General features: G+C 42.4%; 7 protein-coding genes and 1 tRNA gene. 5 read left to right on the top strand and 3 right to left on the bottom strand.

The window, feature by feature from the left end; genetic code table 11:
* Nucleotides 1–1,469: 1,469 nt before the first annotated feature.
* Nucleotides 1,470–4,049 carry a helix-turn-helix and ligand-binding sensor domain-containing protein gene (locus VYJ22_RS03515; RefSeq protein WP_329905086.1) on the bottom strand — a complete coding sequence of 860 codons (2,580 nt, stop codon included), beginning with the start codon at nt 4,047–4,049 and terminating at the stop codon, nt 1,470–1,472.
* A gap of 154 nt (nt 4,050–4,203) precedes the next feature.
* On the opposite strand from VYJ22_RS03515, the gene VYJ22_RS03520 reads away from it, so the two are divergent.
* On the top strand, nt 4,204–5,511 hold the full coding sequence (locus tag VYJ22_RS03520; RefSeq protein WP_329903374.1) for an IS5 family transposase: 1,308 nt from the start codon (nt 4,204–4,206) through the stop codon (nt 5,509–5,511).
* Nucleotides 5,512–5,518: 7 nt separating this feature from the next.
* Here the strand turns inward: VYJ22_RS03520 and VYJ22_RS03525 are convergent, their stop codons facing one another.
* Nucleotides 5,519–5,794 carry a hypothetical protein gene (locus VYJ22_RS03525; protein ID WP_329905087.1) on the bottom strand — a complete coding sequence of 92 codons (276 nt, stop codon included), beginning with the start codon at nt 5,792–5,794 and terminating at the stop codon, nt 5,519–5,521.
* 517 nt (nt 5,795–6,311) lie between these two features.
* A tRNA-Asp gene (locus VYJ22_RS03530) sits at nt 6,312–6,385 on the bottom strand.
* 473 nt (nt 6,386–6,858) lie between these two features.
* Between VYJ22_RS03530 and nrfH the strand changes: the two genes are divergently transcribed.
* The 4 genes from nrfH (at nt 6,859) to VYJ22_RS03550 (ending at nt 11,486) form a co-directional block, all read left to right on the top strand.
* Nucleotides 6,859–7,482, top strand: coding sequence for a cytochrome c nitrite reductase small subunit (nrfH, locus tag VYJ22_RS03535; protein ID WP_407989289.1), 624 nt, complete (start codon nt 6,859–6,861; stop codon nt 7,480–7,482).
* A gap of 14 nt (nt 7,483–7,496) precedes the next feature.
* Complete coding sequence (gene nrfA, locus VYJ22_RS03540) at nt 7,497–8,990, top strand: ammonia-forming cytochrome c nitrite reductase (RefSeq protein ID WP_329905088.1); 1,494 nt, start codon at nt 7,497–7,499, stop codon at nt 8,988–8,990.
* 487 nt (nt 8,991–9,477) lie between these two features.
* Nucleotides 9,478–10,674: a cytochrome c biogenesis protein ResB gene (locus VYJ22_RS03545; RefSeq protein WP_329905089.1), complete on the top strand. Its 1,197-nt coding sequence runs from the start codon at nt 9,478–9,480 to the stop codon at nt 10,672–10,674.
* Entirely contained in the window at nt 10,671–11,486 is an 816-nt protein-coding gene (locus VYJ22_RS03550; protein ID WP_329905090.1) for a cytochrome c biogenesis protein, read from the top strand. The genes VYJ22_RS03545 and VYJ22_RS03550 overlap by 4 nt, the downstream gene beginning before the upstream one ends.
* The last annotated feature ends 677 nt before the right edge of the window (nt 11,487–12,163 follow it).

Here is a 12,163-nt window from a genome sequence, read left to right on the forward strand (position 1 = left end):
GAAACTGACCTCTCTAAATATACGCTATGTTCTATAACATCTATGTGCTTGCTACTTTATTGCTACTTTTAGTATTACTAAATATTTATTATGTAATGCTTTATGTTTGCTTGCTGATGCGGTGGGAGTATAACGTAAAAAGTATAATAAATGAGTCCCGGATACGAAAAATCTATCCTGTTCAAAGAGCAAAATAATCTTGAATAATTTTAAGTAAAAGTATTCTTTGGGATAACACTATTCTGACAAAATGATACTATTGACTATCCCGACTCATCTCTTGTTGATGAGTATAATGTGTTTGTTATGAATATACTAAATAATAATAGCAATGGTAAATGAGGCTAAAAAATCTTCTTGTTTTAGTTACGATACTGAGCTTATTTAGACAAAGTCTAAATAAGAAACCTGTATTTTGCCCTCTTGAATTACCCCTCTATAAGGGCTAAATAAAGGTCACTTATGTAAATGGATATGAAAGTAAATATCTGCAAAATGTATAGCACTCATATTTCATTTATTTATAGATATGCCTATGTTGATGATATGATGCGGTAGGGATGTCAGTCTTATTAGGATCGGTCTACTAACCTTATATGATGGGTCTGTCGGCTTTATACATGAGTCAGCCGATCTTATATGATAAGTCAGCCGACTTTATACATAAGTCCGCTGACCTTATATGATATTTAGGAGATTTAAATAGCAAATCCTGCGTGAGGAATATGCAGGATAGGCTCAAGGAATATGAGCGAAGTGAAGTTATAAGGGGTATAACTTATCAGGAGGGAATAGTGGAGGAGGGAGTGGCGTACAAAGCATGACATGCTATGAGGTACGATGTATCCATATCTGTGTGAATAAGCTGTTGTATGTGTCTGTCCGTAAAGCGCTGTCTGCCATAGCTATTATATCTTTGTGTTGTATAGATAAGTCCTGATTGTTATGTAACTCCATTGATATGCACTGAGGGGAGAGGGTAGTATAACAAAGATACAACATCATAATGCCTTTGTCAAGCCTGTGCATGCTGGTGCATCATGCATGGCGAAGGCGTTGATGGAGTATGCTCTCTAAACTGACAGATTGATAGTCTATCATGTGCTTTTATGCATAAAAGTAAGTATGGGGTGTAAAAGATAAAATAGGACGGATATGTGCCGTGCGGGCATGCAATGCCCTATATGTTTTGAGACCGTTGCATAGCAGGCCAATTGCTTCGTTGCTTGCGAGATTCGCGCTTGGTCATTTACCTGAAGTAAACACCCTGTGCACTCATTCTTAGCGCCTTGCATTTTACCCTCTCTGCCTGGTCAAAGTGTCTTTTGTCGGCTTTGCCTCCAAAATCCACGAGGCTGTTGATTTTTGCAACAGTCTCATTTTGCAAAAGATGCCGGTGCACAAACACTTCACGATATGGTGGAGCCGCACCGGACAAATAATTATCTCATCATTAAAATTTGATCCCACTATTTGAACTCTATCATAAACGAAACCAGATTAATGTCCTCAGGGAGATGGAGCTTTTTTCGCAAGCGATAGCGTGCTGCTTCGACACCTCGAGTTGTAAGGTTGAGCATTTTGGCAATATCTTTCGAGGTGTAGTTTAGTCTCAGCAGTGCGCACAGCTTCATATCCGTAGGGGTGAGTAATGGGTATTGGTGGTGAAGTTTGCGGAAGAAATTCTCATGAATGAGGTCGAAATTCTCTTGAAAAATAGCCCATTCATCTTCTCCCGACATACTCTCATTGATGAGTTTTACCAGTTTATTACCCTCAATCCTGTTGATGCGCCCGGAAAGGATATTGGTTTGGATTTCTTTTTTGAGGAGATTGAGAAACTCTTTATGATTGATGAGGTTCATAGATGCGCTCGCCAATTCTTTGCCCTTGTATACCAGTTCTGTCTCGAGCTTCTCATTCTTGAGTTGTGTGATGATACGCTCTTGCTTCTCGAGTTGCTGACGTCTTTCTTCCTCCTGCTGCACATAGAACTTCCTTTTCTTTTCTATAATCTGCTGTGAATAAAGACGAGTGAATAGGAGTACACCTCCCCAGAACAACAGGATATACACCACTATGGCAAAGTCGGTCTTGTACCAGGGCTTATTTATACTGAATGCAAATGAGAGGCTTGAGAGCTCGTTACCTATATCATCGATTATTCTGGCTTTGAGATTGTAGCTCCCGGCGGGGAGGTTGTCATAGGATACGGCAAGACCTTTGGGCATGGCATTCCACCGCAAGTCATAGCCTTCCAGATAACTTTCTATAACCAATGCTCTCCTTGAAAAATCAGGATACCGGAATTTGAATGTAATGTTATTGTTCTGATATTTGATCGCCAATCCTTCTTGCACGGGCATAAGGTCTTGTTTATCTTTCTTCCTATTGTAAGTCCATATGGTATTTATTCGCAATGTATCGTTTGGGCGATGATGGAAGTTTGTTGGGGTAAATTGGGCTATGCCGTTGTTGAGAGCAAGATACGAGACACCCTTTTCGCTTACAAATACATTGCCTCGCCCGGAACTGGGAGGGAAATTGAGTATGCTGAATGGTATGCGCAGCTGTACTTTGTATTTGTTAGCTTGTTGTGAGTAGGAGACGAATGTGTACTCATTGTCCCGTACAAACCAAAAAGATGTATCCGATACCGAGACTATCCGATGCACGTTGCCGGCATCAGGGAAGTCTTTGTTGAGCTGATCGTATGGTATTATTCTGCGGTTGAGATCATCATAAGTATAGAATCTATTACCGCTACTAAAAATAACTCTTCCGCGCAGCTTCATGACATGGACGGGTGATGCTATCTTTTGCACAGAATCCTGAATGGAAAAGTACTTTACTTCTGTAACCTTGGTAAGTTTATCATCGAAGCGCAACTTATACACCCCTTTGTACATATGACCGGCCCACACATTCCCCATATGATCTGTTTCAATCTGATTGACGAGGTCATAAAAACCTTGGATCTGATTGCTGTACTGCCACTGGCCATTGGCGTTTTTGCGGTATAAAGATAAATAAGTGTAAGTAGACTCGAGGAGAACCTCCTGATTGTTGATGATGGAGTGTTTGATATCCATACCACCCGTACACACATCCTTTAAAGGTGTATTGCGGTCATTGACTATGAAGGATGTACCTATGTTATTTCCCGTAATAATCTGATTACCGAAACGCTTGACAAACCATGATTGACTGTCAAATTCGGGTAGTCGGTACATATTTTTCTGAATTGGGTCATAAGTATATATGCCCTGATTTGTAGCGGCATATAGCTTGTTGTTATAGGTGAGGATGTCTTCTACGAGACCTATGTGTACATTCGATGGCTCGAAGAGGTAAATATTTGAGTTGGTCTGGATATTCGATATGCCGTTGTCCAATGCAGCCCATATGTTTTTGTCTCGATCTTCGTACAGCCCTAATACGGTATTGTTATGAAGGCCGTTTCTGATATTAAGGTGCCATTTTAGTGCCCCGTCTTTGCCGATAGCGAATACTCCATTCTTAAGGGTGCCTATAATATAAAGAGAGTCGGCATGGTAGATAGCGCGGTTGGCGGTTGCAGCTTTCAACTCCATGTCGGCACTCGTTGCCCACTGACTTACGCTTTGGGTGTGAGGTTTATAAAGAAGGATGCCGTTTTTTGAGGTTACAAGCAAGAGGTCTTTGTCATGCGGGAGTAATGCCACGATGTAGTCATTGTGCAGTTGCTTACGAGCGAGTAACCTCTTGAAAACGTTATGGTCTAGCTCATAAAAGTCATCTTGAATAAACTGTGAATACAATTTGTGATTATAGGTGAAGAAATATAACGGAGCGGGGAATGGCTTAGAGTGAGAGATGGTGGAAGCTTTCTCATTGTAGACGAAATAGGATGAGAAGGTTTGGAAATAAATATTTCCGTCGACTTTGTGGATGGTCCATACCTCATCATTCTGAAAGCGGTAATTCTTGATCATCCTTTTCAGCGAATGATAAACGAGAATGTTTTGTCCATTTTTCTCGAAAAAACCTAACTCTTCGAATGATCCCACATATATCCTTTCTTTTTTCTTTGCTTGGTCGATATAGATAGTCGCCCCTTAAAATCGTGTTTATTTTCTGATATACAGCAAATTGCACTCTTCTATTCTTTGATAAATCTGCAAGTTTTTGTATCTTTGGATATAGAAACTTGCAGATTTTTTTATGATACGCCCTACTCAAACAGTTCAATCTCTGTTCTCTTCGCTGGACGATTTGCTCAACCAGCAACATCCTCTGTATAAACTTTCCCATAAAATCGATTGGAAAAGGTTCGAAGAGGCTTTTTCTTCCTTGTATTGCCCTGACAATGGTCGTCCCGGTAAGCCTATTCGTTTAATGTGTGGTCTTTTAATTCTCAAGCATTTGCGCAATATTTCAGATGAATCTGTTGTAGAACAATGGAGTGAGAACGCTTATTTTCAATATTTTTGTGGCATGCAGGAGTTTACTCCTTCCTTTCCCTGCAATGCCTCGGAACTGGTTCACTTCCGCAAACGTATCGGCGAAAGAGGGATAGAGCTTATTCTTGCAGAAAGTATTCGTGTGAATGATGACAAAAATGATAAGGATCACCACGATACCGCTTTTATAGACTCCACCGTGCAGGAAAAGAATGTGACCTATCCTACAGATGCCAAGTTGCATAAGAAGATAGTAGGCAAGGTTCTCAAAATCGCAAGGGCTCTCAATCTACCCATTCGTCAAAGCTATACTTTCGTATTGAAAAGAATTTATCGGGATCAACGTTTTCGCAACCATCCCAAGAACCGTAAGAAAGCTCTTAAAGCGGATAAACGGTTACGAACAATAGCGGGACGTTTGGTTCGGGAACTTAAACGAAACCTAGGTAGTAACAGGGAGTACGACAAACTCATTTCCCTCTTTGAAAGGATTCTTTCGCAACGGCGTAATTCCACTCAAAAGATTTATTCTCTTCATGAACCGGATGTTCAATGCATCAGTAAAGGTAAGGAGCACAAAAAATATGAGTTTGGAAACAAAGTCTCGATTATACGCTCCATGACGGGAGTGATTTTGGGAGCCTCTTCTTTCCGTAATGAGTACGACGGACATACCATAGAGCAAAGCCTCGATCAGGTGAAGAGACTCACGGGAGAAAGGATTAAGAAACTGGCCGGAGATAGAGGTTACCGTGGAAAAAAAGAAATAAACGGTACGCAGATATTGATTCCTGACACTCCAAAAGCTAAAGACAGTTATTATCAACGTAAAAAGAAGCATCGACTTTTCTGCAAGCGTGCAGGAATAGAACCAACTATCGGACATTTAAAATCAGATTATCGCTTGGGACGTAACTTTTACAAAGGGCTCTTCGGGGATGCTATCAATGTAATGTTAGCTGCAGCGGCATATAACTTCAAAAGAGCCATGAAGCTTCTTTTGTACCTAATAAACAAAATCAGCGAAACACTCCCAATGGAGAGGATTGCGCTGAAATGTGCTTTTTAAGGGACGACTAGATAGACTTTACCGAAAGCTTGTTGGGGAGCTCATATAGTTGCCAGTTGGTTCCGTCGAAAGTGAGTAGGCCGTTATTATTGCCTATATACATAATGCCGTCCTTGCCTTGGGCTACAGCCCAGTTTTGATTCCCGCCATCGTAGTGATTGGTCGTGTAGTTATAAGAGGGTGGAACAAAGGGAATGTCTTGTGCCTCTGCGTTGCATACAATAAAGAACGTAAGGCAGGATAGGAGCATACGGATATATTTTTGTAGGATGTTTGTTTTCATACTTCAGGGATTAAGTAGATGCCCGGGTATAGATATTGGAGTCTTTATTGCTTTGTATTCTGATGCACGGTCTTTAAAGGCGTATTGTCTCCGATTGTTTGCTATTGTCTCTAAATCCATGTTTTTGATCTAAGTATTGCGACTACCGTAGTATTTCGAGTATATGACCGATCATGATCACAGTACCCCGGTTGTATACGGAGCAAGAGCATTGTTGGGTAAAACCGTCGATAAACAATGTAGCCTTGATATTCACAAATATAGAGTATTTGCTTATATCTTAAACTATAGATATCCTAAAATGTAAGGGTGTATTGCTTGGGTATGATTACAGAGAAGTTGATAATCCCTTCCCTTAAACAAACTCGAAGAGGATGATCTCATTGGCTGGTTTATGCTTCAATGAATATAAAAGGATACTGGTGCTGATCATGAATAAATCATGTAGCCATATGGAGACCATGCTAAATAAAAAAGAGTGTAAATAGCATGATTGCTTGATTTACACTCTTAGCTGCGGTATGGACGGGACTCGAACCCGCGACCCCCTGCGTGACAGGCAGGTATTCTAACCAGCTGAACTACCACACCGATTGGATCATTTTTACGATATTGAAACCCTCGTTTGTCAATCGTGATGCAAATATACTACACTTTTTGGATTATACAAAACGATGTATACATTTCTCTTATTTTTTTACGAGACAGCAATGCTGACTTGAAATATTTAAAAAAATATCTCTTTATTAAAACAATAATAAAAGGCCGAAAACTATCTATATCTTATAGTATTAGGTCTTAAATGTCGTATATGTTATATAACATCTCTAACAATTTTAGTGATAAATACTTTTCATAGTAGAAATATTTCTTCTATTTTTGTCGCATAACGGTTATCCTCTTACTCTATTTTAACTCTTATATTTTGTAGTGAGGTCTAAATTCATGGTATAGCGCAAGCTTGTGCCATACGATGCGTGAAAGTATTTTTTTGCTGTAATAACCTTGATTTTTGATTTATTTACCTATTAAATATTGCGTTTTTAATTTATTAACGAGCCTCTATGACTAAGATTAAATCCACATGGCATAGATTTATAAACAAGATGCTGCCGTCGCTCAAACACAAGATATTCGCTGTGACTATCTTGGGTGTGATAGCGGGGTTGAGTACTTATCTTGTATATATGTCCAAGGCGTACAGTTATCTGAGTGATAAGCCGGAAGTATGTATCAACTGTCATATTATGGGTCCTTACTATGCTACATGGCAGCATAGCTCACATGCTGAGCGTGCTACTTGTAACGACTGTCATGTCCCTCATAATAATGTACTGAATAAATACTTCTTCAAAGCAAAAGACGGCCTCAGGCATGCCTATGTATTTACCATGCGATCAGAGCCACAAGCTTTGCAGGCCATTCCTGAAAGTCAGGCAGTAATCTATGACAACTGTGTACGATGTCACTCACAGCTCAATCAGGAGTTTGTAAAAACCGGAAGGCTTTGCAAGGCCGACATTGAAAAAGGCAATGAGATGGCCTGCTGGGACTGCCATAGGGATGTCCCACACGGAGGAAAGAACAGCTTATCCTCTACACCCTCTAATCTTGTACCTTACCCCAAATCACCGGTTCCCGACTGGTTAAAGAAACACATGGAAGAGAAAAAATCAAAATCAATATAAACAAGACGTATATTATGAACGAAAAGAAATCACTTAAAACATGGCAAGGCTGGCTCCTATTCGGTGTGTCGATGGTTGTAGTCTTCTGCCTCGGTTTACTGGCGGCATCCGTAACGGAACGCCGTGCCGAGATACAAAGTGTATTTGCGAATAAGAAAGTCAACATCAAACCACTGGAGGCAAGAAACGAAGTTTATAAAAGTAATTACCCCAGAGAGTATGAGACATGGACACAGACTGCCGATACTACTTTCCAATCAGAGTTCAATGGCAGTAGCGCCAAGGATGTATTGGCCATGAGGCCCAATATGGTAGTGCTTTGGGCAGGATATGCCTTTTCTCGTGACTACAGCACACCGCGAGGTCACATGCACGCTATCGAAGATATGAGGCAAACGCTCCGTGTGGGTAACCCGGGCATCGATGGAGACAAAGATATGCAACCTGCTACTTGCTGGACATGTAAGAGCCCCGACGTACCTCGTATGATGCAAGCATTGGGAGTCGATGAATTCTATAAGAACAAGTGGAGTGCACTGGGTAGCGAGATCGTTAATCCCATCGGCTGCGCTGACTGTCATGATCCCGAAACCATGGATCTGCACATCTCTCGTCCCGCTCTTATCGAGGCTTTCCAGCGTCGCGGTATTGACATCACCAAAGCTACTCATCAGGAGATGCGCTCTTTGGTTTGTGCTCAGTGTCACGTAGAATATTATTTCAAAGGTGATGGCAAATACCTGACTTTCCCCTGGGACAAAGGTATGACTATGGAAGATGCCGAGAAATATTATGATGAGTCCGATTACTATGATTATATTCATGCTTTGAGTAAGACTCCTATTCTCAAAGCTCAGCATCCCGATTTTGAGATTGCCCAGCAAGGCATCCATGCCCAGCGTGGTGTGTCATGTGCCGACTGCCACATGCCTTATATGAATCAAGGCGGTGTGAAATTCAGTGATCACCACATCATGAGTCCACTCGCCAATATCGATCGCACTTGTCAGACCTGCCATAGAGAAAGCGAAGAGACACTTCGTCAGAATGTATATGACAGACAGCACAAGGCCAATGAGATCCGTAATAAGCTGGAGAATGAACTTGCCAAAGCCCATATCGAAGCTAAATTTGCATGGGACAAGGGTGCCGGTGAAGCTGAGATGAAGCCTGTGCTCAAATATATCCGCCAGTCGCAATGGCGCTGGGACTACGCAGTAGCTTCGCACGGAGCCTCATTCCATGCTCCGCAAGAAGTGAGTCGTATTATGGGAGACGGTCTTGAACGTGCTATGCAGGCAAGACTCGAGATAGCCAAGATATTGGCTCGCCATGGTTATACCCAAGATGTACCTATCCCTGACATCTCTACCAAAGACAAGGCTCAGAAGTATATCGGCCTTGACATGCAGAAACTTCATGAAAAGAAAGAAAAATTTATGAAGACTGTTGTGCCCAAGTGGGTAGAAGAAGCCAAGAAGAAAGGAACCCTCATGGCTGCTAAGTAACAATACTGTGCTTTTGTCAATATTATAATATTATTCTTAACAACATCTCCCGGCGAAGTAAGCGCATGCATTTTTCTACGGAGATGTTGTTTCTCTTTTGCAGTAGCCCTTGTGCCGTTGCAAACTGAGACTGTTGCAAAAGTCAACAGTCTCATGGATTTTGGAGGCAAAGCCGACAAAAGACACTTTGACCGGGCAGAGAGGGTAAAGTGCAAGGCGCTAAGAGTGAGTGCACAGGGAGTTTACTTCAGGTAAATGACCAAGCGCGAATCTCGCAAGCAACGAAGCAATTTGCCTGCTATGCAACGGTCTCAAACTGTTTACAATAATCAGAACTAAGTATTCTATGTGGAAAAACAATTGGGGATACAGGGAAGGTATATTTGTAGTAATAGGTCTTGCACTGGTGGGCATATTGCTATAGCTCCTTACCGGCCCCGTCCCCACTACAGCATTTGCATACCCCTTCAATCTCATTGGCGGGTTTATGCTTCTCTTTCTTGTAGTGCTTACAGATATCTTTGCCCACCTCAGGGTCAAGGACCCTCGGAACCCGGGATCCACCGCTGAACATCGTCTCAGATTCCCTCATTTGAGATTCTTCGGTGGCCAAGCTGCTACGCTCACTTCCATTGGCGGTATCATTGTGGTCATGCTCGTTATGGGGCTCACCAAGCAGATTCCTACAGGTATGGGAGCTGTGATGCAACATCCTTTTCATCGACTTGGACTCAGTACCATCCTTACTACCTGGTACTTCCTGCTGCTCTATCTATACCTCCTTTTTATTTTGGGTAATGTGATTGCTCGCAGAGTACGTCGGTTGCAAAAAGGTATTAGAGACTTCGCTTTCCTTCTCAACCATTTGGGGCTTTTTGCCGCACTATTTTTCGGTCTGCTTGCAGCAGCTGATATGCAACGCTATCGTATGCAGGTATATACCGATGCCGAGTACCCTGAGTGGCGTGGCATAGAAGAGACCTCCAATAAGATGGTGGAATTACCCGTAGCTATCGAACTCAAGGAGTTTTTACTGGAAGAATACCCTCCTAAGCTCATGATCATCGAGAATAAGTCGGGCAAGGCCCTTCCCTTACAGAGAGCAGAGCACCTCTCTATCGATCACCTCCCGGCTTCCGGCAATATAGACGGGTGGCACATCGAGGTTACCGAGCATATGCCTTACTCTGCCGCCATGGTTACCAAGGACTCTGTGGTGTTCAAGGAGTTCCGGACAGAAGGGGCTGCACACTCAGCCAAGGTCATGGTTTACCCGCTCAACAATCCTGCTCACAAGACCTCAGGTTGGGTGTCAGCGGGGAGTTATATCTTTCCTTACAGAAGCCTCAAACTCACCGACAGCTTGTCCCTCGTCATGGCAGAGCCCGAGCCCAAGCAGTATAGCTCCGATGTAGTATTGTATGCGCAGAACGGAGATATTGATAAGAAAAACATTCAGGTCAATTCGCCGCTTCGCTACAAAGGCTGGTATATCTATCAGCTCAACTACGACCGGGAAAAAGGACGATGGAGCAATATGTCCGAGTTCGAGTTAGTTCGTGACCCATGGCTGTACGGTGTGTATATAGGATTCGGTTTACTCTTTGCCGGTGCTGTATTCCTTTTCTTGGGGCCTTTGCCACAAAATACTTATCATCCTAAAAGAAAGGAGCATCAATCATGATAGATTTATTACCTCTCCTTGATTGGACGAGTTTTATATACTTTGCCATCCCCGCCATGCTATTGCTGGCTGTGGCTGCATTCATGGCATTCAGGGACAAGCGTGCATGGGCACTTGTTTTTAGTTTGCTTGCCATAGCAGTGCTCAGTGTGTTTATCGGAGGCATGTGGCATTCTTTGCAGCGTCCGCCTCTGCGCACTATGGGCGAGACACGGCTTTGGTATTCGTTCTTTGTCATCATTGCAGGTGTTATAGTGTATATACGCTGGCACTATAAGTGGATATTATCCTTTTCTGCTGTTATGGCTTCTGTGTTTATGATCATCAATCTAGCTAAGCCTGAGATCCACAATAAAAGCATGATGCCCGCTTTGGAGAGCCCCTTTTTCGTCCCTCACGTTATCTCCTATATTTTCTCTTATGCTCTGCTGGGAGCAGCACTCCTTACAGGCTTGTACATTATTTACAGGATGCGCCGTGACCCTCGGTTCGATGCCGGCAAGCTCATTGGCGTTACCGACAATCTTGTCTACACGGGGCTTGCCTTCCTCATGATCGGTTTGTTGTTGGGGGCAGTCTGGGCCAAGCAAGCATGGGGCACCTATTGGGGCTGGGATCCCAAGGAAACTTGGGCCGCTATTACACTGATGAGCTACTTGCTCTATGTGCATCACAGGCTATACCGCCCACGGGCTTTTGCTCATTCCCTTATCTTGCTCCTTACCAGCTTCCTTTTCTTACAGATGTGTTGGTATGGGGTCAATTATCTGCCTTCGGCTCAGGGTGTGAGTGTGCATACTTACGGATCTTGACCAGATATAGGTCGCAGAGATAAGCTCTCTTTTTTATGAAGACTGTATCGTGACTCGACTATGAGCGGCTCAGGATACAGTCTTTTTTGTTTTCTATAACATACCCATATAGTAGCATGATCATCGCTACGTGGTCATTTATTACGGAGAGGCTTCAAGAGCAATTATTTGACAAAATGTCAAAAATGTCTCCCGCTAACCCGATCTGTTTGTCATACCCAATAAGTAATGAATCAGTATTCTAAATAATTTCAGAAAAAGCATGTCAGCACACAAAATACCTCTGTCATAGTTATAAAACTGTGCTTATTTGTACACAGTCTAAATAAGAAATCGCTTTTATGGAGGCTAAAATGGGTTTTAAAAGAGGCTAAATAAAAGAGGGATGGCTTTGATGGTAAATTAATGAATAATGATAAAATCTGTCCCTATTATATTGTGTTTTTTCATCCATTACTCTAGCTCATCCTTAACCATGGCAGGTGCTGAGATTCTTATATGATAGGTCGGACAACCTTGTATGATAGGTCAATCGTCCGTGTACATGAGTCTAACGTCCGTGTACTATAAGTCAATTGTCCTTATAGGATAAGTCGATCGTCCTTGTATGATAAAATGAGACCGTTGCATAGCAGGCCAATTGCTTCGTTGCTTGCGAGATTCGCGCTAGGTCATTT

Origin of the sequence: Porphyromonas pogonae (assembly GCF_036320655.1) — a bacterium.
Lineage (GTDB): Bacteria > Bacteroidota > Bacteroidia > Bacteroidales > Porphyromonadaceae > Porphyromonas > Porphyromonas pogonae.